Origin of the sequence: Microbacterium sp. NPDC060117 (assembly GCF_042729315.1) — a bacterium.
GTDB lineage: Bacteria > Actinomycetota > Actinomycetes > Actinomycetales > Microbacteriaceae > Microbacterium.
The window spans coordinates 203746-229019 of the sequence record NZ_JBHWXR010000002.1 but is presented as its reverse complement, the minus strand read 5'-3'; the positions used below and the strand labels follow the sequence as shown (position 1 = coordinate 229019).

20 protein-coding genes and 1 tRNA gene are annotated in these 25274 nt (G+C 71.2%); 6 read left to right on the top strand and 15 right to left on the bottom strand.

What is annotated here, in order from left to right; genetic code table 11:
* Positions 1-26: 26 nt before the first annotated feature.
* Entirely contained in the window at positions 27-1226 is a 1200-nt protein-coding gene (locus ACFWCK_RS07205; protein ID WP_378805226.1) for a glycoside hydrolase family 3 N-terminal domain-containing protein, read from the bottom strand.
* 73 nt (positions 1227-1299) lie between these two features.
* Between ACFWCK_RS07205 and ACFWCK_RS07200 the strand changes: the two genes are divergently transcribed.
* A complete protein-coding gene (locus ACFWCK_RS07200) occupies positions 1300-2583 on the top strand; it encodes a threonine/serine exporter family protein (protein WP_378805225.1) in 1284 nt (427 codons plus the stop codon).
* Positions 2584-2596: 13 nt separating this feature from the next.
* On the opposite strand, the gene ACFWCK_RS07195 is transcribed toward ACFWCK_RS07200, so the two are convergent.
* The 3 genes from ACFWCK_RS07195 to ACFWCK_RS07185 form a co-directional block, all read right to left on the bottom strand.
* A complete protein-coding gene (locus tag ACFWCK_RS07195; protein WP_378805224.1) occupies positions 2597-3667 on the bottom strand; it encodes a flavin-containing monooxygenase in 1071 nt (356 codons plus the stop codon).
* Positions 3668-4078: 411 nt separating this feature from the next.
* The gene (locus ACFWCK_RS07190) at positions 4079-5554 is read right to left on the bottom strand and encodes an RNA polymerase sigma factor (protein WP_378805222.1); all 1476 of its coding nucleotides are present in this window, start codon (positions 5552-5554) and stop codon (positions 4079-4081) included.
* Between the two features lie 32 nt (positions 5555-5586).
* Positions 5587-6609 (bottom strand): helix-turn-helix domain-containing protein, encoded by a 1023-nt coding sequence (locus ACFWCK_RS07185; RefSeq protein ID WP_378805221.1) that lies wholly within the window; start codon positions 6607-6609, stop codon positions 5587-5589.
* A gap of 85 nt (positions 6610-6694) precedes the next feature.
* Here ACFWCK_RS07185 and ACFWCK_RS07180 point away from each other — a divergent pair, with 85 nt between their 5' ends.
* On the top strand, positions 6695-6913 hold the full coding sequence (locus ACFWCK_RS07180) for a hypothetical protein (protein ID WP_378805219.1): 219 nt from the start codon (positions 6695-6697) through the stop codon (positions 6911-6913).
* Positions 6914-6961: 48 nt separating this feature from the next.
* Here the strand turns inward: ACFWCK_RS07180 and ACFWCK_RS07175 are convergent, their stop codons facing one another.
* The 5 genes from ACFWCK_RS07175 to ACFWCK_RS07155 form a co-directional block, all read right to left on the bottom strand.
* Positions 6962-10318 (bottom strand): ATP-binding protein, encoded by a 3357-nt coding sequence (locus ACFWCK_RS07175; RefSeq protein WP_378805218.1) that lies wholly within the window; start codon positions 10316-10318, stop codon positions 6962-6964.
* Positions 10315-11022, bottom strand: a complete 708-nt coding sequence (locus ACFWCK_RS07170) for a DUF4194 domain-containing protein (RefSeq protein WP_378805217.1) — start codon at positions 11020-11022, stop codon at positions 10315-10317. The genes ACFWCK_RS07175 and ACFWCK_RS07170 overlap by 4 nt, the downstream gene beginning before the upstream one ends.
* On the bottom strand, positions 11019-12488 hold the full coding sequence (locus ACFWCK_RS07165; RefSeq protein WP_378805216.1) for a DUF3375 domain-containing protein: 1470 nt from the start codon (positions 12486-12488) through the stop codon (positions 11019-11021). The genes ACFWCK_RS07170 and ACFWCK_RS07165 overlap by 4 nt, the downstream gene beginning before the upstream one ends.
* 132 nt (positions 12489-12620) lie before the next feature.
* Positions 12621-12696 (bottom strand) — tRNA-Ala (locus tag ACFWCK_RS07160).
* A 114-nt stretch (positions 12697-12810) separates the two neighbouring features.
* Positions 12811-13737: a LysR family transcriptional regulator gene (locus ACFWCK_RS07155; RefSeq protein ID WP_378805214.1), complete on the bottom strand. Its 927-nt coding sequence runs from the start codon at positions 13735-13737 to the stop codon at positions 12811-12813.
* Between the two features lie 119 nt (positions 13738-13856).
* Between ACFWCK_RS07155 and ACFWCK_RS07150 the strand changes: the two genes are divergently transcribed.
* Genes ACFWCK_RS07150 through lysA form a run of 4 tightly spaced genes read left to right on the top strand, consistent with a single transcriptional unit; the run spans position 13857 to position 19165 of the window.
* Positions 13857-15398: an aminotransferase class I/II-fold pyridoxal phosphate-dependent enzyme gene (locus tag ACFWCK_RS07150; RefSeq protein WP_378805213.1), complete on the top strand. Its 1542-nt coding sequence runs from the start codon at positions 13857-13859 to the stop codon at positions 15396-15398.
* Between the two features lie 60 nt (positions 15399-15458).
* Positions 15459-16961 carry an amino acid permease gene (locus ACFWCK_RS07145; protein ID WP_378805212.1) on the top strand — a complete coding sequence of 501 codons (1503 nt, stop codon included), beginning with the start codon at positions 15459-15461 and terminating at the stop codon, positions 16959-16961.
* Positions 16958-17860, top strand: coding sequence for a universal stress protein (locus tag ACFWCK_RS07140; protein WP_378805211.1), 903 nt, complete (start codon positions 16958-16960; stop codon positions 17858-17860). The genes ACFWCK_RS07145 and ACFWCK_RS07140 overlap by 4 nt, the downstream gene beginning before the upstream one ends.
* Positions 17861-17905: 45 nt before the next feature.
* The gene (gene lysA, locus ACFWCK_RS07135; RefSeq protein ID WP_378805209.1) at positions 17906-19165 is read left to right on the top strand and encodes a diaminopimelate decarboxylase; all 1260 of its coding nucleotides are present in this window, start codon (positions 17906-17908) and stop codon (positions 19163-19165) included.
* A 77-nt stretch (positions 19166-19242) separates the two neighbouring features.
* Here the strand turns inward: lysA and ACFWCK_RS07130 are convergent, their stop codons facing one another.
* From ACFWCK_RS07130 to ACFWCK_RS07105, 6 genes are all read right to left on the bottom strand, one after another.
* Complete coding sequence (locus ACFWCK_RS07130; RefSeq protein WP_378805207.1) at positions 19243-21588, bottom strand: FdhF/YdeP family oxidoreductase; 2346 nt, start codon at positions 21586-21588, stop codon at positions 19243-19245.
* The gene (gene fdhD, locus ACFWCK_RS07125) at positions 21585-22469 is read right to left on the bottom strand and encodes a formate dehydrogenase accessory sulfurtransferase FdhD (RefSeq protein WP_378805206.1); all 885 of its coding nucleotides are present in this window, start codon (positions 22467-22469) and stop codon (positions 21585-21587) included. Before fdhD ends, ACFWCK_RS07130 begins: the two co-directional genes overlap by 4 nt.
* Before the next feature lie 189 nt (positions 22470-22658).
* Entirely contained in the window at positions 22659-23045 is a 387-nt protein-coding gene (rsfS, locus tag ACFWCK_RS07120) for a ribosome silencing factor (protein WP_233309246.1), read from the bottom strand.
* Positions 23045-24442, bottom strand: coding sequence for a hypothetical protein (locus ACFWCK_RS07115; RefSeq protein ID WP_378805204.1), 1398 nt, complete (start codon positions 24440-24442; stop codon positions 23045-23047). The genes rsfS and ACFWCK_RS07115 overlap by 1 nt, the downstream gene beginning before the upstream one ends.
* Positions 24439-25035, bottom strand: a complete 597-nt coding sequence (nadD, locus tag ACFWCK_RS07110) for a nicotinate-nucleotide adenylyltransferase (RefSeq protein ID WP_378805203.1) — start codon at positions 25033-25035, stop codon at positions 24439-24441. The genes ACFWCK_RS07115 and nadD overlap by 4 nt, the downstream gene beginning before the upstream one ends.
* A gap of 9 nt (positions 25036-25044) precedes the next feature.
* Entirely contained in the window at positions 25045-25272 is a 228-nt protein-coding gene (locus tag ACFWCK_RS07105) for a hypothetical protein (protein ID WP_233309243.1), read from the bottom strand.
* Positions 25273-25274: the final 2 nt, after the last annotated feature.

Genomic DNA, 25274 nt, shown 5'->3' with positions numbered 1-25274 from the left:
GAACACCGCCCGCGGCGCCGGACCCGTCAGCGGCTGCGATCGGCGATGTCCAGGCGGAGCGCGACCACCCGGGAGGCGGCGTCGCTGAGGCGCGCTGCGGGGAGCGCTCCGCTGTGCACGGCCGCGACCAGTCCGTCAGCGATCTTCTGCGCCGTGTCCGGCCCCGCGCCGTCCAGGGCCAGCACGAGGTCGCTTCCGGCGGCGACCGAGCGCACGGCGTCGGCCACCTCGTCGGCATAGGCCGCGTCACCGGAGTCGACGAGCATGTCGAGGTCATCGGTGACGATGACGCCCTGGAAGCCGAGCTCGTCGCGCAGGATCTGATGCCAGCGCGGTGACAGGGACGCCGGCTGGGCGTCGACGGCGGTGTACGCGAGATGCCCCATCATCACGATCGGCGCGCCCGCACGGATTCCGGCGAGGAACGGCGGTGCCACCTGAGCGCGCCAGGTGGCGAGGTCCATCCCGGTGCTCGGGATCATGTGGTGCGAGTCGCCCTCGGCGGCGCCGTGCCCCGGGAAGTGCTTGAGGGTGGCGGAGACCCAGGGCGCCTGCCCGCGCACGGCGGCGTCGACCCGTTCGGCCGCTGCGGCAGGATCCGTCCCGAACGACCGGTCGTAGATGAACGACTCCGGCGATCCGGCGACGTCCGCGACCACGCCGAAGTTGACGGTCACGCCGGATTGCGCGAGCAGCTGCCCGCGCTGGGCGAACGCGGCTCGGGTGGCGTCCGCCGGTTGCGCTTTGAGCACGTCCGCGCCGGGCTGGTCGTCCCAGGGCAGGCGGACCACGTCGCCGCCTTCCTCGTCCGTCGCGATCAGCGGCGGCAGCGAGGGGTCGGTCGTGAGCGCCGCGGTCATCGCATGCAGCTCCTCGGGGGTGCCGGGCATGTTGGAGCCCATCAGGATGAACACCCCGAAGCCGCCGCTCATCATCGCGCGCATCGATGCCGGATCCGTTCCCGGCACGTTGCCCATCACCACGCTGGACGCCTGCTGGGCGAGATCCATCCGGTTCACGATCTCCCGCACGCGGGATCGTCCGTCGGCGCCGGGCGACGGCGCGGGGCCCTGCGTCTGCGCGGAGGGCGTCGTCGTGCGGAGACCGTCCGAGGCGACGCCCGATCCGCACGCCGTGACGGCGAGCAGCGTCGTGAGCAGCAGGAGCGCCGCGCCCGCGCGCCGCGCCGGGTGCGGCGCAACGGGACGTACCGGGAGCAGCCGCATCCCTCCAGCCTAAGGCCGCCGTCCTGAGCGCCTTCATCGCGAGGACCGGACACAGGTTCTACGATTTCAAGTGATGTCCGACCCGATCTCCCCCGACGTCGCGCTCGGCGATCTCGGCGCGCTGCTGCTGGACGCCGGCGTGTCCGTGACCGACGTGCGCGGCACGCTCGAGCGCGCCCGCGACGCCACCGTTCCCGGCGCCGAGCTCGCATTCGCCGTCCTCCCCGAGCACGTGTTCGTGAGCCGTCCCGGCGTGCCAGGCGCGACCACGATCTCGGCCGGCGGCGGACCAGGGCTGACCTTCCGCCAGACCGCGCACGCCTCGCGTCTCGCCCGGCGGCTGGAGGCCGGCCGCGTCACCCTGGATCAGGTGCCGGCGCACATCGCGCACATCCGGGGTCTGCAGCGGCGCCACCCGGTCTTGCAGACGGCCCTCGGCGGCGGGCTGCTGGCCGCCGGGCTCGCCGTGCTGTTCCGCTGCCCGTGGTGGGCCGTGGTGCTCGCCCTCGTGGTCGGCGGTCTCGTCGCCGCCATCGTGATGGCGACGGAGCGGATCCGGGCCGCGGCCGCGGTCATCCCGTTCGTCGCCTCGCTCATCTCCACCCTCGTCGTCGGGGTGGTCGCCGACCGGCTCGATCTCGGCGCCGTGCCGCTGTTCGCCGTGTGCGCGCCGGTGGCGCTCCTGGTCCCGGGCGCGCTGATCACGAACGCGCTGCTGGAGCTCACCGCCGCAGACATCGTCACCGGGGCGTCGCGTCTCGTGTACGGCCTGATCATGCTCACGTTCATGGCCGCGGGGATCTTCACCGGCGCTGCGGCGACCGGCCTGCGCGTGGATCCGCACTCCGCCGCCCTGGTCGGGGAGACCTCGCTGGTCACCGGTCACAACGGCTGGGAGGCGGTGCCGCCGCTCGCCTGGAGCTGGGTCGGCGTGGTGGTGCTCGCGATCGGGATCGGGCTGAGCTTCGGATCCGGGTTCCGGCTCACGATCGCGACGGTGATCGTGATGATCTGCACCTACGGGGCGCTCATGCTGCTGAGCCCGTTCACGGGGAGCACCATCGCCACCGGCATCACGGCGGGGCTGCTGTTCCTCGCCGCGCGCGTGCTGGAGCGGATGACGCTGGCGGTGCCAGCGACGGTCTCGTTCCAGCCCGCGTTCCTGCTGCTCGTCCCCGGTACGGTCGGGCTCGTGGCGCTCGCGTCGTTCGATGCGGCGGCACTTGCAGCCGCCCCGATGATCTTCATCAGCCTGTGCATCGGGACGAAGGTCGGAGCGCTTCTCGCCGATGCGCTGCGGATCACCCGCCCCGTCTCCCCGACCACCATGACGGGGTCGATCCGCATCATCCGCTGAGCCCGTCGCCGGATCAGCCGACCCCGACCGCCACCGATGTCCGGGCGAGGTACCGCTGCACGCCGCGCGCCGCGACTCGTCCCGCACGGTTCGCTCCGATCGTGCTCGCGGACGGGCCGTACCCGACGAGTTGGATCCGAGGGTCCTTGACGGCCGTGGTGCCGCGCCCGTCGTGATCGAGTCGGATCCCGCCGCGGTCGCTGCGCAGGTGCAGCGGTGCGAGGTGTCCGATCGCGGGTCGGAACCCCGTGGCCCACAGGATCGCGTCCACCGGCTCGAACGAACCGTCCGCCCAGCGCACGCCGTCGGGCTCGACGCGCTCGAACATGGGCCGGCGCGCGGCGTAGACGCCGAGTCGGGCCGCCGCCTGCTCCTGCGGCCGCAGCATGAGGCCGGTCACGCTGACGACGCTCTGCGGAGCGAGCCCCTGTGCGACGCGCTGCTCGACGAGCGCCACCGCCGCAGCGCCCGCCTCGGGGGTGAAGTCGTCGGTGCGCCACACCGGTGGACGACGCGTGGCCCACAGCACATCGGTGAGCGGGGCGAGCGCGCCGAGGAACTGCACGGCCGAGGCGCCCCCTCCGACCACGAGCACCCGCTTGCCGCGGAAGTGCTCCGGCCCGGGGTAGTCGACCGTGTGGAACTGCTCGCCGAGGAAGGTCTCCATGCCGGGGTAGTGCGGCAGGAAGGGCTGCGTCCATGTGCCGGTGGCGTTGACCAGGGTGCGCGAGAACCATGCCCGCTCCCCGGCGTGCACCACGAGGATGCCGTCCTCATCCGTCACACGATCGACGCGCACCGGCCGGATCACCGGCAGCTCCTGGGCGCGCTCGTAGGCGGCGAAGTACGACGGCACCGCACGGTTCGCCTGCTCCGTGGTACGCGGCGGCGGGACTTCTCCGGGAAGCTCTGCGACGCCGTGCACGTCCTGCATGGTGAGGGCGTCCCAGCGGTGCTGCCACGCCCCGCCCGGCGCCTCGTCCGCGTCCAGGACCACGTGCTCGATACCGAGCCGGCGCAGATGGTGCGAACTCGACAGGCCGGCCTGGCCGGCTCCGATCACGATGCTGTCGAGGATGTCCACGGCATGTGCAACGTCCCGGAGCCCTCCGCTGTTCCCCGACGGCACCGCCACACCCAGGAGATTCCCAGGCTCCCACGCGTCACTTCCGAGTCCTTTTGGACTCTCCAGAGTCGGCAGCCTCCGCGAGGGTGCGACGCCCGGCACGGACGGGCGGGACAGGAGTGAACATGAGCGAACACGAGACGGCCGACGCAGGACGCTCGACGTCGGGCCCGGCGGCCCCCGAGATCGAAGCGTCCGCGAACGTGCGTCGGCTCCGGCCGAGCGCGGCCTGGAACCTGTCCGTGATCGCCGCCGTGATCGCCGCGGACGAGATCGCCATTGCGGACGACGCCGGAGCCGCGGTCCACCCGCAGCGGGGCGGCTCGCCGGCCCCTGGACGGAGCGATCGGAAGCCCGCGGGTCGCGCCGCTAGGGAAGATCGATCTGGAGCTCGACGGTGACGCCCGGGCATCCCGCGGAGGGAGTCGCGAACGTGACCACGCCCCAAAGGTCCCCGCCGAGCACGGATCCGTCCGGCACGGATCCGATCAGCGGCGATCCGACCAGCGGGAGTCCGGCCGGCAGGGATCCGTCCGACTCCGCCTCCATCGATCCGGTACTCGACGGCGCCGACGCCTCCATCGCGGCCGAGACCGTGGCGGCAAAGGCGCCGGCGGGAGGGAGGGATCCGTCCGCCTCCGCAACCGCCGGTACCAGGCCGGCTTCGGCGGCGAAAGCCGCCTGAACTCCGGGAACGGACCCGATGGCGCGGAGGTTCGAGGTCACCGTCGCGGGGAGTGTGCCCGGCACGGCGGGCGCGAGCTCGGGACCGTCAGGAAGCACCGTCGGGACGGGCACCGCATCCGGGCCTCCCGACTGCGCGGGCGGAGGCGCGGGCGCGCCGACGGGCACGGGAAGTGCCGCAGGATCGTCCGGAACCGGCACGTCGTCCGGCGCGGGTACCGGCACCGGGGTCACCAGCGCCGTCGGCTGCTCGGGCGGCGCGGAGACGGTGAACAGCGATGTCAGCACGAGCCCGCCCACTGTGGCCGTGGCCACCCCCGCGCCGATCGCCCAGGCAGCGAAGCCAGACCCTGCGGTGGTGACCACGGCCGCCGCCGCGGTCGTCGTCGACAAGGACGCGGCGACGGGCAGGCCGGCGCCGAGCGCCCCGAGCAGAACGACCGAGAGCGCCCCGCCCTGCACCCGGGTCACGGATCCGCGCATCCCCCTGAGCAGATCGTCGCAGTCGAGGCAGCCGACGACGTGCACGGCGACCGCGGTCGCGAGCGCCGCATCCGCGGGATCGGACAGGTGCCGCGGAAGCAGCCGGGCCACATGGGCGGGATCGTGGCGCAGCGCGCTCGGCACCTGCCGGTCGAGCCAGCGGAGCTTCATGCCGGTTCGTGCGCGGCGCTGCAGCGCCGACACCGCGTTCGGTCTGATTCCGAGCTCCCGTGCGATGGCGGAGCGCCCGGCCTCCTCGACCTCGGAGAGCCAGAGCACGCGCTGCCACCGGTCCGGGAGCTCGCCGAACGTCGCCAGGATCTCCGCGGACTCCGCCTGCCGCTCCACCCGGCTGAGCCCGTCCCTGTGGTCCACCGGCTCCAGATCTTCCGTGTCGACCAGCCGGGCCGCGTCTCGGCGCCAGTGGGCCGCCGTGTTGCGGATCACGGCCTTCAGATAGGGCCGGAACACCGACTCGGGGCCCGTGCCCGCCACGCCGACCTGCTGATAGATCGACAGGAAGGACTCGGAGACCAGATCCTCCGCGCGCGACGGGAAGAGGCGGCGCGCATATCTCAGACCGGAATCGAAGTGCCGGTGCCAGAGCTCTTCGTAGGCGTGCGGGTCTCCCGATCTCATCGCATCCAGCAGGTCCGCATCGCTGCGGTCTTCGGGCATGCTCCCTCCCCGGGACATGTCGCTCTCCTCGTCTAGTGCGTCATCAGCAGATCGCGCGGCGTCGCGACCGAGACCGGATCCGGATCCACGGCAGATGCGTCGCACGCGTACGACCGACGATAGGCGCTCGGGGCGATCCCGACCTCACGCGTGAAGTGATGCCGGAACAGCGTCGCACTTCCGAACCCGCAGGTCGCGGCGATCTCCTCGATCGACGCATCGCTCGTCTCGAGTGCCAGCCGGGCGTGCAGCACGCGCTGGGCGATGAGCCACTGCATCGGCGTCACACCGGTCTCCGCGACGAACCTCCGCGCGAAGGTGCGGGTGGACATGTGGGCGCGCTGCGCGAGCGTCGCGACCGAGTGCGGGGCGCCGAGACGGTCGCTCATGTACGCCAGGACGTCGCCCAGCGCGTCGGAGTCCGCCTGCGGGACCGGGCGCTCGATGTACTGCCGCTGCCCCCCGTCGCGCTGCGGCGGCACGACCATGTTCCGGGCGATCACGTTCGCGATCGCGCTTCCCAGCTCACGGCGCACGAGGTGCAGGCTGGCGTCGATGCCCGCCGCGGTCCCGGCGCTCGTGATCAGGTCCCCGTCGTCCACGAAGAGCACATCGGGATCGATGCGGGCCGTCGGGTAGCGACGCTGCAGCTCCTCGGCGTACCGCCAGTGCGTGGTGCACGGCCTGCCGTCGAGCAGCCCGGCGGCACCCAGCACGAACGCACCGGAGCACGCGCTCAGCAGGATCGCACCACGGTCGGCGGCTCGGCGCAGCGCCTGCAGCAGCTCCGCCGGATACTCGTCCGCCGGGCGCACACGCGCCGCCGGCACCGCGATCACGTCGGCGTGCTCCATCGCCTCGAGCCCGTGAGCGGGGATGACCTGCGCACCCACTTCCGTGCTCACCGGCTTGCCCGCCTCGACGCCGCACACGCGGAAGTCGAAGGCCGGCACGTCCGAGTAGACGCTGCGGTCGAGCCCGAACACCTCGCTGAGGAGGCCGAACTCGAACACGGCGAGCCCGTCGATCACGGGAAGAGTGACGCTCTGCAGCATGGGTCGATTGTACTGGCTGGATCTTTATGCCGAAAGTCTTTCCGCCATCTGGTGGCAGGATCCTGTCGCTCGTAGCTTTGAAGCCATGACCGAGACCGCGACGAACCCCGCCCCTTTCCGCATCCCCCTGACCCGCGTGGACGCCTCCCCGCGACCCGCGACGGAGGCCGCGCCGCGCCGTTCGCGCCGCACTCTGCCGGCGTGGCTGCCTCGGGCAGTCCTGCGTCGCGGAGCGACCTTCACCCGCGAGGACGAGCGCGCGCTGCGCGACCTGCGGGCCGTGCAGGACCGCAGCGAGTGGTGACGGCGCTGCCGCTCGCGGGCGCCGCCATCGAGCCGACGCGCCGGTCGCTCAGCGCGCCTCGGGCATCGCGACCTTGAGCTTCGCCCAGGACCGCCCCTGGGTGTCCTTCAGGATGTCGTACTCCACGTCGACGTGCGGTTCGATCGCGCTGTACTTGTCGTTGGGCGCACCGATGACGAGCTGGAACCCGAGCCCACGCCACGCGCCGATCGCGCGCTTGGTGAAGTGCGCGTCGGCCTTGATGAGGGCCTCGTCCATGAACACCGGGGCGTAGCGCGGACGCTCGGCCCCGGCGTCGCCGAGCTGATACCGGAGCGCCGCGCCGACGATGAAGGCGATGAGCTCCTGCGACTCGCCCCCGGACTTCTCGCCGATGTGGTCGTACAGCGCGACGTGGACCTTCGCATCGGCGGTGACCCGCTCGGCGCTCACCCGCACGTGGTTGCGCACGTCGATGAGATCGGCGAAGTCGGGCGCGGAGCGCCGCAGGTGGCCGATCAGCCGGGACATCCGGCGATAGGCCTGCTCGCGCTCCTGATCGGTGGAGGCGGCCTCGATGAGCCCGCGCACCTCGCGCAGATCACGACGGAAGCGCTTGCGCGCCTCGGACTGGCTCTCGCGGGTGGTGATCTGCAGGCGGTGGTGATCGTCGTAGAACGGCAGGTCCTGCATGATCCGGTTGATCGGCTCGATCCGCTCGCGGATCTCCCGCAGCGCCCGGCCGAGTGTGGAGTCGAGATTGGTCAGATCGTTGCCCGAGAGGTGCACCAGGCTGTCCCGCCACTCGCTCTCCAGACGGTGCATCCCGCTCGTCTCGAGGGCGGTGAGGATGCTCTCGAAGTCGTCGACGTACAGGTCCGGATCCGGGAGCAGGTTCGGGTTCTCCCAGCGCTCCAGGAAACCGCTCATCAGCCGGCGCATGGCCTCGCGCTGCTCGTGGTGGGCGTCGAATGCCGCCGTGCGGTCCTCGGTGAGCCGGGCGCCGGCGGTCTGCAGTGCGCCGTCGAAGCGCTCCAGCAGCACGGAGGGCGCCGCCTTGGCCGACACGGGCGTGGCGAAGCGGGCGTCGAGATACTGCGCCTGCTCGGCATCCACCGTGCGATCGGATCCGGCCGCCGACGCGATGAGGGTCTGCCCGGCGTCCACGTCGTCGGTGACCTCGCCCCAGCGTTCCTCGACCTGGTGGCGTTCCGCGACGGCCGCGCCGATCTCCTCCCGCAGCCGTCCGGCGAGCCGCTTGGCCTTCTCGATCTGCGCACCGATCCCGGCGATGTCGGGGTTCTTCTCGGCGACCTCGGCCTCCACGCTGCGCCAGCGCTCCTGTTCGGCGACGAGCGCCTCGACGTCGACCCGGTCCCAGACGACGTCCGAGATGCGGGCGAAGGCCGCTCGTTCGACGTCGAACCGGTCGAGTGCGGACTCGGCCGCGGCGACCGCCTCCTCGGCGCGCTCCAGGCCGGGCCGCAGCTCGTCCACCGCTTCTTCCAGCTCGCGCAGCCGGGTGCGGTTGGAGAATCCGAGCACGTTAGTGCGGCCGTGACCGCCGTGCGCGCCCTGATCGCCGCGCGAAACCTGGCCGGTGATCGTGAGCGCCTGCTCATGCGCGGCGAGATCGGCGGCGGTGGTCACGCACACGAAGCCGAACCGTTCGGCGAGCCGCACCTGCAGCCAGCCCGTGAACGGGGTGTCGGCGTAGTCGAGCCGGCCCGGAAGCCGGTCATCCGCTCCCCCGCCGCTCGCCCGGAGTCCGGTGTGCACGCCGTGGTAGGTGAGCCTGCGCGGGGTGCGCACGCCGTCGATCGCGGTGCGGAACCGATCGACGTCAGCCAGGTCGAGGAGCACGGTCGTCGCGAAGCCGCCGAGTGCGAGGTTGAAGGCCTCCCGCCACGGCTCGTACTCCGTGCGGACCTCGATGAGCTCACCCACGAACGGGAGCTGATGCGGCTCGAGCCCCGCTGCCGCGGCGAGCAGCTCGCGCGAGCGGTACAGATCGCCCGGGATGTTGCCGGCGAACGCGGAAGCCTCGTCGAGCGCCCGCTCCCGCTGCGCGAACTCGGCTCTGAGCGCGTCCCTCGTGCGACGTGCCTCCGCCCACGCGTCGCGGGCGCTGCCCTTCGCATTCGCGTCGGAGAGGGCGGCGCGGGCGCGGGCCACGAGCTTCTCGAACTGCGCCCGGCTGTGCACCTCGACGCCGAGCCCGCGCACATCGTCGTCGAGCCTCGCACGCAGCGCCTGTGCCTCCTCAAGGCGTCGTTCCACGCCGCGCAGCTCGCGCTGGGCGGTCTCCAGCCTGTCGCCGCCGCGTTCGCGCAGCAGATCGCGCAGGCCGTCGTGCTCGACCTCCGCGACCTCGGCCTGCACGCGCTTCTCCCGTACGAGCACATCGAGGGTGTGCGTGCGGTCGCGCAGTTCGTCCTCGACATCGCGGAGCAGGTCCATGCGCCGCTCGGCACGCCAGAGGGAGGCGATCGAGCCGGGATCCTCGAACACGCCCACCGCGTCGATGAGGGACATCCGCGCCGCCGCCGCATCGATGCGGTGACGCAGATCACGGATCGGTTCGAGTGCCGCGACCTGCTGGCGCGCGACGAGCATGCGCTGCTTCGTGCTCTCGAGCTCGTCGAAATGCACGACCACCGCATCCGCGGTGCGCATGGTCTCGGGCTCCTCGAGCACGAGTCGCTTGTACAGGTCGTCGACCGTGGTGATCTGCTGCCCCGCCTGGATGCGGGCGAGCAGGCTCATCGCATTCGCGCCTGCTCCCGCGGCCCCGATGCCCAGCACCGAGTGCAGCCGCGCCGAGAACTCGCGGTCCGTGCCCACGGGCTCCAGTCCCGCGGCGCGCACGGAGGCGTCCGTCAGGCGCTGCGCGGCGGCTCGCTCGAGCGACGCCAGGTCGAACGCGGCGTTCGTCGTGGCGCGCACGCGCACCGTGTCCTCGAGCACGCGCGCGCCGGCCGGGATGTACCAGGCGCGCACGGCGGTGAAGCGCGAACCGTCGTGGTCGCGCCACGTCATCGCGATCGCGGTCCAGGTGTCCTCGCCGTCACCGCGGAGCACCTGCACCTTCGTGCCCTCCTCGGTGCGCGTCTCGTCGAGCTTGCCGCGACCGTAGGAGAGCACGTTGCGCTGCTCGTCGCCACGCGGACGCCCCGTGACGCCGCCGTTCGAGGCGCCGTTGAACGGCGTCGTGTGGGGCATCATCAGCGCGATGTACGCGTCCATCAACGTCGACTTGCCGGATCCGGATCCGCCGCAGAGGAGGGTGGCAGCGGGCGAGAATCGCACGCGGTGCGGCCCGCCGTCGTAGCCGCCCCAGTTCACGAGCTGGAGGTCCTCGGCGACCCATTGCTGGCCGCGGGAGGCTTCGGGGATGAGCCCGAAGAGCGTGTCGATCATGGTCATGACAGGACGTCCTCCAGGTCTTCCTCAGCAGCGTCGAGCCCGACGGCACCCGTGCCGGCACGTCGTTCGGCCGCGGTCTCGCGCAGCCAGTCGCGCAGCTCGGTGAGCTTCTCGGCGCTCAGCACGACCTCGACGAGCGGGCCGATCCGGTATCGGCCGGTGGTCTCCTCGCTGATGATCCCGTCGTTCGAGAGCTTGCGCATCGCATCGCGCACGGCCTTCTGGCGTCGCGAGATATCGCCGTCCGCGTCGGTGAAGTAACTGAGCACGGTCTGCTCGACGTCCTCGATGTCGATGCGCGGCGCGGCCTCGCCGACGACGCTCTCCCGTTCGTAGACGGTGCGCAGGTGCACGAGCACGAGAGTCTCCGAGCGGGTGTACGGCGTATCGCGCAGCAGGATCGGGATGTCGAGCTCATCGATGCGGATCTGCTGCTTGTACGCCAGGCCATGGTCGTGGTCGACGATCAGCCGGATGTACAGGTCGTTGAGGCGCGACTCGATCACCGTCTGGTGGTCGAGCAGGGTGCGCCACTCGGTGCGGTTGCGATCGGCGAGCAGGAAGCGCCGGTGCAGGATCAGCGCGAGCGTGCGCCGCACCTCGGGGTCGAGCACGCCGCGGTCGCCCGGGAACAGCTCGGCGAGGTCGTCCTCCATCGCGACGGGCTCGATGAACCCGGAGGTCTCTGTGGCATCGGAGGTCATCGTTCCTCTTCCTTCCTCGCATGCGCGGTCACGGATCCGAAGGCGAATCGGCGCGCGGTGCCATCCGGACGCACGGCCTCGACGACCGAGACCCCGTCCGCTTCGGTGAGGCCGTTGCGGTGGGCGATCTCGAGCAGGCCGAGCAGATCCACCGGGCGACGGGTGCCCTGCTCGGCGATGGCCTGGAACGCCTCGCCGAGATCGAACGTCTCGCCGAGTCCGGAGACGTGCGCCTCGAGCTCGGCGTAGTGCGGGCCGCCCCAGGCGCGCGTGTCCGCATCGACGAACTCGACGTCCTGGCCCTGGGTGATCAGCGCCGCCGGCGCCCCGGGAGGACGGATGTCGCCGAGCGACTGGCGCAGGTGGCCGATGTTCGCCACCGGTAGGCGGCGGAGCGGATCCACGGGAGTCTCGGGCGTTCGCGTCTGCGTCCAGGCCTGCATCCCCGCGATGACGTCGCGCAGCAGCTCGTCCACCTGGCGGTCGCGTGCGGGGTCGTGCGTGCGCACCTGGCCCGCGATGACGTGCGAGGCGCGGCGCTGGGCCGTCAGCACCTCCTGCACGCCGAGTTCCATGCGACGGCCGATCATGTCGAGTTCCGTGCGCTGCGTGCCGTCGAGCAGCCGCGCGAACGGGCGCGAGAGGAGCCCGTGCAGCTGATCGGTGAGCTCGTCGATCCGCTCCGGGTCGCCGATGAGCCGCAGCGCGCCGGCGAACGCCTGCCCTTCGCGTGTGGACTGCATGACCTGCTGGCCGCGCAGCAGGTATTCGCGCAGCACCTCGCCGGTCGGACGCTCGTCGCGACGCAGATCGCGGATCACGTCGCGCTGCATGGCCTTGATCGACTCCGCGACCCGCGTGAAGTCCGCGGGCAGCCCTCGGGAGAGGTGCAGCACGTTCTCAGCCTCTTCGAGCAGCTCGTCGTCCGGGACGGGATCCGCGGGACCGTCCTCGAGCGCAGCGATCTGGGCGTCGAGCGCCGCCCGCTCCGCCCGAAGTCGCCTCAGGCGCCGCGCCGGGTCGTCGTCCGCGTTCCCCGCGAGGCGCTCCACCGCCTCGAGCAGGGTGCGCACCCGGGAGTTGGAGACGCGCGAGCCGCCGCCGGTGAGGTCGGCGATCTCGAGCGCGCGCACGGCGTGCGCCGTCAGCCGGTAGACCTCGCTCTCGCCCTCGATCTGCTGCCCGAGCCAGCCGACCTTGACCCAGTACCGGCAGACCTCGCGGCCGGACGTGGCGGGCAGTCTCCGGTCTTCGCGCTCGTAGCCCGCTGCGCGCAGCTGGTCCAGCATCTCACCGACCTCGACATGCGCGTCGGCGACCGCGACGGTCGGCCGGTCGGCGGAGAACATCTGACTGAGCGCCGCGACGACGAAGGGCGCGTACCGGCCGTGCAGCAGATCGAGCGTCGGCGTCTTGAACGCCGCAAGGGCGCGCAGATAGGCGCCCTCTGCCCTGCTTCCGGTCACGATCGCTCCCTCACGGCTGACGCCCATACGCTCCGGGCTGCCCATCCGTCCGGTGCACCGGTCGCGACGACGAGAACGTGCACGACCTCGTCGCCGGACGACGAAAGCCCCCGGCGAACCGAGGGCTTTCATTGGTGGACCTGAGGGGACTCGAACCCCTGACCCCCTGCATGCCATGCAGGTGCGCTACCAGCTGCGCCACAGGCCCAGATGCTGTTCGCGGCTTCCCGCGACAACTCATTCAGCCTACAACATGGCTGTCTCACCGCGCCAATCGAGGCGGCACGTGCGGGCCGCCGGGCGTGTCACGCGGGCGCGGCGGTCATGTGGAGGGCAGCGCGCTGAAGGCGTCGCGGATCGCCAGCACCAGTTGACGGACCGCGGTGGACGGCCCGCGCGTCGAGCCCTCCGCCGAGGTCGCGACGAGCACGGAGCGTACGAAGGACGGATCCTCGATCGGGCGCAGGACGATCCCGGGATGGGATCCGCCGACGGCAAGGCTGGGCAGCAGCCCGACGGCGAGGCGGGCCGCGATCATCCCGAGCATGACCTGGAAGTCGTCCGTGCGGATCGCGACATCGAGCGTGTGCCCGCGTGCGGCGAAGGCATCGATCACGATCGTGTCCATCGGATCGTTCCCCGCCGCAGCGAAGAGCCAGCGCTCCTGCCACAGCGTCAGCAGCGTCGGCACGTCGATCGGTCTCGGCGTCGCGAGCGAATGCCCGGCCGGGAGGGCCAGCAGGAGCGGATCGCGATGCACCTCCCTCGTCGCGACCTGCGTCCGGAACGGCAGTTCGTATCCGGGCACGGTGTACACGAGCGCGGCATCCAGTCCTCCGCGGTTGATCCTGTCCACGAGCGTCGGCACCTCCTCGAGCATCGCGTCGACCTCGATCCCCAGGTCGTCGACACGGCCCACGACTGCCGGGAGGATCTTCGCCGCGGCGGTCGGGAAGGTCCCGAATCGCAGGCGCACCCGCCCCATCGACGTCAGTTCTCTGGCATCCCGGATCGCGCGCTCGCCCAGGGTCAGGATCTCCTGCGCGCGTTCGAGCAGCAGTGTGCCGACGGGGGTCAGCCTGCTGCCGCGCGACGAGCGGATCAGCACGGGCGAGCCGACGAGGCGTTCGAGGTTCTTGAGGTGGTAATCGACGGTCGGCTGCCCCCAGCCGAGGCGTCGCGCCGCCGCGGTCACCGAGCCCTCGGCGTGCACCGCACGGAGCGCTTCCAGCTGTCGCAGATCGAGCATGGGCACCAACCTCCTATGTCAGCGAACGTGTGATACGGCGCTTCGTCACATACAGAGTATGTGAGCCAGGAGAATTTACGGGGATTCCGTCCTCGCCGGGCAGGCCGCACCATGGACCAATGCCGTCCCCCGCCTCACTCGCCCTCGACCCGTCCGCAACGCCGATCGCGGATGCCCGCCACCGCGAGACCCCGTACGCCGACGCGCTCGAGCGCCACGCGAGCCGGTCGCCGATCCAGCTGATGGTCCCGGGTCACAGCGGCAACGGCCGCGGCATCAGCGCACGCCTGGCGGAGTACTTCGGCGAGCGCGTGCTGCAGCTCGACGTGCCGATGCTCCTCGACGACATCGACCTCGGCGAGAACTCACCCCTCTCCCAGGCGCTCGAGCTCGCGGCCGACGCCTGGGGCGCGCGGCGCACCTGGTTCCTCGCCGGCGGCGCTTCGCAGGCCAATCGGATCGCGGCGCTCGCGGTCCGCGGCCTCGGCGCCAACATCCTCTCCCAGCGCAGCGCGCACTCGAGCTTCAGCGACGGCGTGCTCACCGCAGGGCTCACGCCCTCCTTCGTGCTGCCCTCGGTGGATGCCCGGTACGGGATCGCGCACGGCGTCTCTCCCGCCGCCCTCGACGACGCCCTGACCAGTGCGGCCGACCGCGGCCAGCCGGCGAACGCCGTGTACATCGTGTCGCCGAGCTACTTCGGATCGGTGGCCGACGTCGCAGGCCTCGCCGAGGTCGCGCACGCGCACGGCGCCCCGCTGATCGTGGACGGGGCCTGGGGACCGCATTTCGGCTTCCATCCCGACCTGCCGGAATCACCCACCCGTCTCGGCGCAGATCTGGTCGTGTCGAGCACCCACAAGCTCGCCGGATCCCTCACCCAGTCGGCCATGCTGCACCTCGGTGACGGCCCCTTCGCGGAACGCCTCGAACCGCTCATCGAGCGCGCCGTCTCCACCACGTCCTCGACGTCCTCCTCGGCGCTGCTCACGGCATCCCTCGACATCGCCCGGCACGCGCTCATGACCGAGACGGACACGATCGGCCGGTCGATCGCCGGGGCGAACGCCTTCCGCGCCGCGTTGCGCGAGGATCCGCGGTTCGCGGTCGTCAGCGACGGCTTCGGCGCCTTCGACGACATCGTCGCGACCGATCCGCTCCGCGTGCCGATCGACGTGTCGGCCACCGGCGTGAGCGGGCACTGGCTGCGCCAGCATCTGCTCGAGGTCGAGGGCATCTACTTCGAGATCTCGACCGCCACCGCCCTCGTCGCCCTCATCGGCGCCGGCAAGACGCCCGACCTGGAGCACGTGCACCGCGTGCTGTCGGCGGCGGTCGACTCCGACGAGGCGCACGCCGAGCGCGCCCAGGCCGACACCGCCGCCTTCCCCCCGCTGCCGCCCTCCGGCGCCCTGCGCATGCTCCCCCGCGATGCGTACTTCGCGGCGACAGAACTCGTCCCCGCCGCGCAGGCGATCGGCCGCGTCTCGGCCGACACCCTCGCCGCCTACCCCCCGGGGATCCCGAACGTCATCCCGGGCGAGGAGATCACGGCGCAGACCGTGGCCTTCCTTCAGGCCGTGGCCGCGTCACCGAGCGGATACGTCCGCGGCGCGGTCGATCCCGATGTCGCGCGATTCCGGGTGACGAGAGAAGACTGACTCCCGATCCTGCCGAACCCGGATCGTGCAGGATCACACATCCAATCAAAGGAGACTGGAATGACCACCATCGCCCAGCAGTTGCTGCGCCGTAAGCCGACCACGCCGGTCGGCACCGGCGAAGTCCACCTGAAACGAAGCATCGGGCTGTTCTCGCTGACCATGATCGGCGTCGGCGGCACGCTCGGTACGGGAATCTTCTTCATCCTGTCTCAGGCCGTGCCCGTGGCCGGCCCGGCCGTGATCTGGTCGTTCGTGATCGGCGGCGTCGTGGCGGGCCTCACCGCCCTCTGCTACGCCGAGATGGCGGGCGCCGTGCCGGTGTCCGGATCGACCTACTCCTACGCCTACGCGACGCTCGGCGAGGGAACGGCCATGGCGGTCGGCGCGTGCCTGCTGCTCGAATACGGCGTCTCGACGGCGGCGGTCGCAGTCGGCTGGTCCCAGTACGTCAATCAGCTGCTGCAGAACCTGTTCGGCTGGCAGATCCCGGTGCAGCTGTCGCAGGCTCCCGAGCAGGGCGGCATCATCAACGTCCCCGCCGTCATCGTCATCGTGCTGTGCGGACTGCTGCTGATGCGCGGCGCCCGCGAGTCGACCCTGGTCAACAGTGTGATGGTGGTCATCAAGATCTCGGTCGTGCTGTTCTTCTGCGCGGTCGCCTTCACCGGCTGGAACTCGGACCACTTCCAGAACTTCGCCCCTGCGGGCTTCGCCGGCATCGTCGGCGGCGCCGGCATCATCTTCTTCTCGTTCGTCGGTCTCGACGCCGTCTCGACCGCCGGTGACGAGGCGAAGAACCCGAAGCGCAATTTGCCCCTCGCCATCATCTTCGCCCTCGGCATCATCATCACGCTGTACGTGCTCACCTGCCTCGCGGCGCTCGGCGCGCAGGCGCCGGCGAAGTTCGAGAACCAGGACGCCGGCCTGTCCGCGATCCTGCAGAACATCATCGGATCCAGCTGGCCGGGCACCGTCGTGGCTGTCGGCGCGATCATCTCGATCTTCTCGGTCACGCTGGTCTGCCTCTACGGCCAGACGCGGATCCTGTTCGCGATGTCGCGCGACGGCATGATCCCCCCGGTGTTCGCGAAGGTCGACCCGCGCACCCTCTCCCCCGTGAACAACACGATCATCGTGGTGATCGCGACGAGCGTCCTCGCCGCGGTGGTCCCGATCAACTTCCTCGCCGAGATGACCAGTATCGGCACCCTGGTCGCGTTCCTCGTGGTGTCGATCGGCGTGATCATCCTGCGCGTGCGCGAGCCCGAGCTGGAGCGCGGCTTCCGCCTGCCGCTCGGCTGGACGATCCCGATCCTGTCGATCATCGGCTGCATCGCGATCATCACGCAGCTGCGCCTCATCACGATCCTGGTGTTCCTCGCGTGGGCGGCCGTGTTCCTCGTCTTCTACTGGTTCTACGGGCGCAAGCGCTCGGCGCTGGCGGTCGGCCACCCCGTCGTCGCCGCCCCGGACGTCCCGTACACCACCGCCGTCGCCCAGCCCAGCACGGGCGAGGTGCGCCAGGCTGCAGCCGAACGCCGGACGGACGGCGAGCGATGAGCCTCCTCGTCGGCCTGAATCCTGCGAGCCGCTCGGCGTCGGTGCTGCACCTCGCGGCGATGCTGGCGCGGTCTGCGGACACCGACCTGATCGTCACGACGGTGATCCCGGAGACCTGGCCGCGCGCGGCGACCGCCCGCGACGACGCCGAATGGCAGGCCTACACCCACGACGCCGCCAACACCGTGCTCGACCACGCCGCCGCCGTGCTCGGCGGATCGGTACCCGCGCAGTTCGTCCTGCACGAGGCATCGTCCGCCCGGCGCGGGCTGCTCGAGCTCGCCGAGAGGCGCGACGTCGGCATGATCGTGATCGGCTCCTCCTCCGCGGCCCCGCTCGGGCGGATCGCCCTGGGATCCGAGAGCGATGCGCTGCTGCACGCGGCGGCGGTTCCGGTCGCGATCGCACCGCGCGGCTTCCGCACCAAGGGCGATGTCCGGGTCGGTCGCGTCACCGCGGCCTACCGTGGCACGGACTCGTCGGCGGACCTCGTGTTCGGCGCGGCGACCGTGGCGGGCTCGGTCGGGGCAGCCTTGCGCATCGCGTCGTTCGCCATCGTGCCGAACGTCTCCGGCACGGCCGGGGCGGGGTTCGACGCCGAGCGGAGCATCGCCGAGCAGTGGGCCGACGACATTCAGGCCCACGCCGCGCAGCTGCTCTCGGAGGTGTCCGCGCTGCCGGGCGCGCCCGAACTCGCCGGCACCGTGATCGGCCTCGGCGACACGTGGGAGTCCGCCGTGGACGACGTGGAGTGGGACGCGGACGAGGTGCTGGTCGTAGGATCGAGCAGTCTCGGGCCGATCGCCCGGGTCTTCCTCGGATCCAACGCGACCAAGGTCGTGCGGCACTCCCCCGTACCGGTCGTGGTCGTCCCGCGCCGGGCCCTGGATCCCGCCTGACACCGCCCGCCTGACCTGGCCACACCGACGCGAAGGACGCAGACCATGCCGCACCCGATCCTCGACCTGTTCCCCGCCGGGACCACCGTGGACCCCGACGGCACCCTGCGCTTCGGGGGGTGCCGGGTCGACGACCTGGCGCGCGAGTTCGGCACCCCCGCGATCGTGGTCGACGAGACCGCCCTGCGCGCCCGCGCCAGGGAGTACCGCACCGAGCTGACCTCGCGCTGGCCGAAGGCGCGCGTCGTGTTCGCCTCGAAGTCCTTCCCGGCGACCGCCGTGCAGCGTGTCATGGTCGAGGAGGGGCTCGGGCTCGACGTCGCCGGCGGCGGCGAGATCCTCAGTGCGCTCCGCGCGGGTGTGGATCCGGCCCTCCTCGTCCTGCACGGCAACGCCAAGTCGACCGAGGAGCTGCAGATCGCGGTGGAGGCCGGCCTCGGCCTGGTCGTGGTCGACAACGCGGACGATGTCGACCGGCTCGAGCAGCTGGTGCCCGAGGGCCGCCGGCAGGACGTGCTCGTGCGGATCATCCCCGAGGTCGAGTCCTCCACCCACCCGCATGTGCAGACCGGGCAGATCGGATCCAAGTTCGGGCTCACGGTTCCCGCCGCGAAGGAGCTCATCACCCGGATCGAAGCCAGTCCGAAGCTCGCGATGCGCGGCGTGCATGCGCACGTCGGCTCGCAGATCATGGACCCGTCGGAGCTCGCCGCTGCCGTCGCCCCGCTCGCCGAGCTCGGCACCTTCCCGGTGTACGACCTGGGCGGCGGGCTCGGCGCGCGCTACACCTACGACGAGCACCCCGCGAGCGTCGCCGAGTACGTCGAGGCCCTGCTCGCCGCCGCGCGGGAGCACCTTCCCGCCGACGCCGAGCTCATCATCGAGCCCGGCCGCAGCATGGTGAACGGCTCCGCCATGACGCTGTACTCCGTCACGACGGTGAAGCGCGACGCGCGCACGTTCGTGGCCGTCGACGGCGGGATGGGCGACAACCTCGAGGTGGCGCTGTTCTCGCAGCGCTACGAAGGCGCGCTCGCCACCCGCCTCGACGAGGAGGCGGCGGAGGACGTCGTGGTGGTCGGCCGGCACTGCGAGTCGGGCGACGTCCTCATCGACCCGCTGCGCCTTCCCGAGGTCCGCGTGGGCGACCTCCTCGCGGTGCCCGCGACGGGCGCCTACACGCACACCATGGCGAACAACTACAACGGCTATCGACGGCCTCCGGTCGTCTTCGTGCGCGACGGCCAGGCGCGCGCGGTCATCCGCCGGGAGACCTGGGCCGACCTCTTCGACCGGGATCTCTGACCCCTACCGTTCCGCATGCACAGCGCGGAGGGCCGGCGCGCGTCCTGCGCGACCGGCCCCTCCGCGCTGTCGGGCGCTCAGGCCGCCGACGGAGTGACCGTGACCTGGATGCTCTTCATGAGCGGCTGGTCGCTCTGCACGCTGAAGTCGGCGTGCCCGATGAGCACGTTCATCTCGGGCATGTAGCCGGCGGCGCACCCCTGGGGCAGGTCGTACGGCACCGCGCGGAAGCCGTGCACGATCCGGGTGGATCCGTCCTTCGACGTCGAGCGGATGTCGACCAGATCCCCCTCGGCGATGCCGCGCTCGCGCATGTCGTCGCGGTGCAGGAAGACCAGCTCGCGCAGGTTCTTCACGCCGCGGTACCGATCGTTGTTGGAGTAGATCGTCGTGTTCCACTGGTCGTGGGACCGCATGGTCTGCAGCACCAGGGTCTCGGCGGAGGCCGGGATCACATCGGGCAGCGGGGCATGCGAGAACTCGGCCTGCCCGGAATCCGTCTCGAACACGCGCTCGCGGGCGGGCTGCGGGATCCGGAAGCCGTGTCGGCTCTGCACGCGCTGGTTGAAATCCTCGAAGCCCGGAAGAACCTGAGCCATCACATCGCGAATACGGTCGTAGTCCGCGATGTAGGCGTCCCACGGGGTCTGCGTCTCGGGGAGCGTCGCCTTCGCGATCCCTGCGATGATCGCGGGCTCGGAGCGCAGATACGCGGACGCGGGGCGTTTGCGCCCCACGGAGAGGTGCACCATGCTCATCGCATCCTCGACGGTGACGCCCTGCGGCCCGGCTTCCTGCTGGTCGCGCTCGGTGCGTCCGAGGCACGGCAGGATCAGCGCCTTCTCCCCGTGCACGAGGTGGCTGCGGTTGAGCTTGGTGCTCACCTGCACCGTCAGCGCGCAGCGGCTGAGACCCTCCGCGGTGTACGGCGTGTCGGGGGCGGCGAGCACGAAGTTGCCACCCATGCCGACGAACACCTTGACCGTGCCGTCGTGCATGCCGCGGATCGTCTTGACCGTGTCCAGGCCCTGGTGGCGGGGCGGGTCGATGCGGCAGACCTCCGCCAGCCGATCCGTCCAGGCGGGCGGCCGGTGGTCGATGCCGCAGGTGCGGTTGCCCTGCACGTTGCTGTGCCCGCGCACGGGGGACGGCCCGGTTCCCGGGCGCCCGATGTTGCCGCGCAGCAGCAGCAGGTTCACGATCTCGCGCACCGTGTCCACGCCGTGCTCGTGCTGGCTCACGCCGAGGCACCAGCTGATGATCGTGCGCTCCGAGCCGAGGTAGACGGCGGCCGCCTCGCGGATCCGCTCCTCGCTGAGGCCGGACTGACGCACGAGCTCGGCCCAGGGCGTCGCCTCGACGAGCGCCCTGTAGTCCTCGAGCCCGTTGGTGTACTCGCGCAGGAACGCAGTGTCCAGGACGGTCGGATCCGTCCGGGCCGCCTCGAACACGACCTTGGACATGCCGCGGATCAGGGCGAGGTCACCGCCGAGGCGCACCTGAAGGTTCATCGTGCTGGTGTCGGTGCTCTTGAACAGCGCCATGTCGACGAACTCGTGCGGCACGATCGTGCGCGTCGCACCGGCCTCGACCAGGGGGTTCACGTGCACCACCTGCGCGCCGCGGCGGACCGCGTCGGACAGCGCGGTCAGCATGCGCGGGGCGTTCGACGCCGCGTTCACGCCGAGGACGAAGAGCGCGTCGCACTCCTCCCAGTCGCGCAGATCCGCCGTGCCCTTGCCCGTGGCCAGCGACGCCTTCAGCGCGCGACCGGAGGCCTCGTGGCACATGTTCGAGCAGTCCGGGAGGTTGTTGGTGCCGTACTCGCGCACCATGAGCTGGTACAGGAACGTCGCTTCGTTGCTCAGCCGGCCGGAGGTGTAGAAGCTGGCCTCGTCCGGGCTGTCCAGACCGCGCAGCTCCTCTCCGATCAGGGCGAACGCGTCATCCCAGCTGATCGGCACGTACCGATCGGTCGCGGCGTCATAGCTCATCGGCTCCGTGAGGCGCCCCTGGTCCTCGAGATCGAAGTCCGTCCACCCGGAGAGCTCCGCGACCGTGTGCGAGGCGAAGAATTGCCGGTCCACGCGCTTGTGCGTCATCTCCCACGTGACGTGCTTGATCCCGTTCTCGCAGATGTCCAGCCGCAGGTTGCCGAGATCGTCCGGCCAGGCGCAGCCGGGGCAGTCGTATCCCGACCTGCCATGGTTCATGATGAGCATCGCGCCGGAGCCCGCGATCGGTTCGCGCTCGCGGAGCAGAACCTGACCGACCGACTTCGCGGCGCCCCAGCCCGCCGCCGGGTGGTGATACGGCTTGCGAGACCAGGGAGCGGTCGTGCGCGGCCCGTATCCGCCCTGCCGGGGCTCTCGCGGCATGAGGCCGAAGGCCGTTCCTCCGCGTGCGTCCACGTCGTCGCTCATCGTTCCGCCCGTCCTTCCCGCGCGGCGATCTCCCCGCGCGTCGCCGCATCGATCCGCACGCGCTGCACGTGCGCGTACACGTTCATGGAGTTCCCTCGGACGAAGCCGATCAGCGTGAGCCCCGACTCGTCCGCCAGCTCGACGGCGAGCGAGGAGGGCGCAGAGACCGCGGAGAGCACCGGTATGCCCGCCATGACGGCCTTCTGCACCAGTTCGAAGCTCGCCCTGCCCGATACCTGCAGCACGGTCGACCGCAACGGCAGCCGGTCCGCCTGGAGCGCCCAGCCGATCACCTTGTCCACGGCGTTGTGCCGGCCGACGTCCTCGCGGATCACCAGCAGCTCGCCCGTGGCGGCGTCGAAGAGTGCGGCCGCGTGCAGTCCACCGGTCTTGTCGAAGGCGGCCTGCTCGGCGCGGAGCCGGTCGGGCAGCTCCGCGATCCACGCGGCATCGACCTCGAGGTCGTCGTGCGACACGGCGTGATGCGAGGTCGTGCGCACGGCGTCGATGCTGGCCTTGCCGCACACGCCGCACGAGCTGGTCGTGTAGAAACGGCGCGCCTCGTCGGCGCCGGGAAGCCGCACGCCCGGTGCGAGTGTCGCATCGAGCACGTTGTACGTGTTCTCCGCTCCGCCGGTGCCCGGACCACCGCAGTGGATCGCCGCACGGAAGTCGGAGCTCTTCGAGATCACACCCTCTGAGACGAGGAATCCGATGGCGAGCTCGACGTCATGGCCAGGCGTGCGCATCGTGACCGCGAGCGGAGCACCCGCGATCCGGATCTCCAGCGGCTCCTCGACCGCGAGCGTGTCGGCGCGACGACGCACGCCCTCTCCCAGAGCGATCCGGGTGACCGGCCGCAGCGTCGTGATCCGTCCCACGGCTCGACCCTACTCGCGGATCCGGTGTCCGCGGGCCCGAGCAGCGGGTGTTCGTCGATCCGTGCGACGACACGGTGCTCGGGCACAGCTCATCGACCCCGATCCCGCGTGCGCAGGTGCGCGCGAGGCATGGATCCGCGGCGCTCCGGAAGCACCGATGGTGCGGACGGCGCCGATCTTCTGGTGCGGTCAGTCCCGCTCGGAGGACGCGCCCAGAGGCGTGGGCTCCGCGATCGGCACGACCGGGCAGTCCTTCCAGAGGCGCTCGAGACCGTAGTAGGTGCGCTCCTCCTCGTGGAAGACGTGCACGATCAGGTCACCGAAGTCCAGCAGAACCCAACGGGCTTCGCTGCGCCCCTCGCGGCGCACGCGCTTGTAGCCCGCCTCGATCATCTTGTCCTCGACCTCATCGGCGATCGCGGCGACGTTGCGCTCGCTGTTGCCGGTGACGAGCAGGAAGATGTCCACGAGCGGCAGCGGCTCGGACACGTTCAGCGCGAGCAGGTCCTCTCCGCCCTTGGAACGGGCCGCGTCGGCGGCGATCTGCAGCATGTCTGCGGCGGAGGGCGACTGCATCAAGAGAAGGCTCCTGTGGTGATGGCGACGATGAGCGCCCCGACCAGGGCGACGGCGAGCGCGCCAGCGGTGATGGTCAGTGCGAGCATGAGCTTGTTGCCCTTTTCGGGCTCGGGCGGGCGGATGACCTCGCCGGCAGGCTTGATCGTTCCGATCGCCGCGCTGGCGGCGATCGGCGTGGGGGAAGAGGCAGGGGCGAGTTCGCCGTCGACGAGGACCGCGTCGACCTCCTTGCCGTCGGCGACGCCGTCGGCGTGACCGCGCGAGCCGAGACCCGAGGGCAGCTCGTAGCTGCCGGTGACGAGGATCTCACCGGTCGAGGCGACGGGGCCCGACAGCGACAGCCCGGCCGGCGCCTGCTGGAAGATCAGGGCGTTCGGCGCCGCGTGGTGCGACCCCGTGGAGTCGCCGATGAGCGCGTCGAACGAGTCGGCCTGCGGCGTGCGAGGCTGCTGAGCGAGCACCCGCTCGCCGAAGCCCGGGTTGACCGTGGAGCCGACCCCGCCGGCGGGAGCCGCCTGCGGCAGGGGGCGCGGCGCCTCTTCGGCCGGAGCAGCCGACGCCGGAGCAGCAGCTGCCGCCGGAGCAGCAGCTGCCGCCGGCTCGGGTTCGGTCGCGGCGGACCACAGTGCGGTCTGCTCGGACGAGAACGGCAGCGCGACGGGTGCGGGATCGGGCTCGGCAGCCGGTGCGGCGGCGGGAACCGCGGGCAGCAGCGGCGCGGAAGAGGGCTCTGCCGGACGGGCGGGAACGACGAGACGCTCTTCGGGTGTGGTCTCGGGCACGGCCGAGACGGGATCGGCGTGCCAGGTGCGTCCGGTCTCCTCCTCGGCGCGCATGACCGAGGAGACCGAGACGGGCGCGACGCCCTGTTCGGCGTCGTCCACACCGTCCTGCTCGTCGGGGACCCGCGTCTGCACGGGAGTCGTCGAGGTCTCGTAGGAGCGGCGACGGCTCGGATAACTGGGCCGGGGCACGTCCGTGATCATCCCCGCCGACTCGGGCGTGGTGCCGGCAGGTGGGGCGGGCGTGACGGGCGCCGGTGCCGGCGGGGCGCTCTGGGATGACGGATCGGACACCGGAACCGCGCCGGTGCGGATCCGCTCCTGCTCCCGCACCTGGCGGCGGGTGAGCGGCTCCTCGCCCGCGACGGAGTCCTGGGGTTCGACGGCGCTCGGCCCAGCCGTGCTCTCGGCGACGGTGTCCGCCGCCGGCGCAGCCGGCGTCTCGGCGACGGGCTCCGGAGCAGCCGGGACCGCCGGAGCGGACGGTGCGGCTTCGGCCTGCTGGCGCGCAGCCTCGGCCTCCTCCGGAGTGACGATCGGGGTCGATCCGGTGAGGCGGGCCTCCCGCATCTGCTTGCGGGTCAGCTGACCGTGCTGATCCGATGTGCTCATGACGTGCTCCGATAAAGATGATGCTTCGCGATGTACTGGACCACTCCATCCGGCACGAGGTACCAGACCGGATCCCCCTCGCGGACACGGGATCGACAATCCGTCGACGAGATCGCGAGGGCGGGGACTTCCAGTTGGCTGACGTCACCGGGGGGCAGACCGTCCGTGCTCAGCACGTGACCGGGTCGGGATACGGCGACGAAATGGGCCAGGTCCCACAGTTCATCATGATCCCTCCAGCTGAGAATCTGCGCCACGGCGTCCGCGCCGGTGATGAAGAAGAACTCCGCCTCGGGACGCTGGGCCTTCAGATCCCGCAGCGTGTCGATCGTGTAGGTGGGCCCGTCACGGTCGATGTCCACGCGGCTGACCGTGAACGACGGGTTCGACGCCGTCGCGATCACCGTCATCAGGTAGCGATGCTCGCTGTCCGACACACCGCTCTTCTGCCAGGGCTGCCCGGTGGGCACGAAGACGACCTCGTCCAGTCCGAACGAGTGCGCCACCTCGCTCGCGGCGACGAGGTGCCCGTGATGGATGGGATCGAACGTCCCGCCCATCACACCGATCCGCGGCACCGGAGTGGTCGTCATCGGATCAGCTCAGTGACCGTGTCCGGCCCCGTGTCCTTCGTGTCCGTGCTCCGCGGCCCACGCCTCCGCCTTGCGGGCGTGACGGTTGGCGACGTTGCGGTAGGAGAGCGCGACCAGGCCGAGAAGTGCGAACACGCCGGCAGCGATGAAGAAGAACGGAAGGGTCTGCAGCGTCACGTTGCCGTGGTGCTCCGTGGTCTCTGCGGCGGCCTGCACGAACTGTGCGACGAGGTTCATCG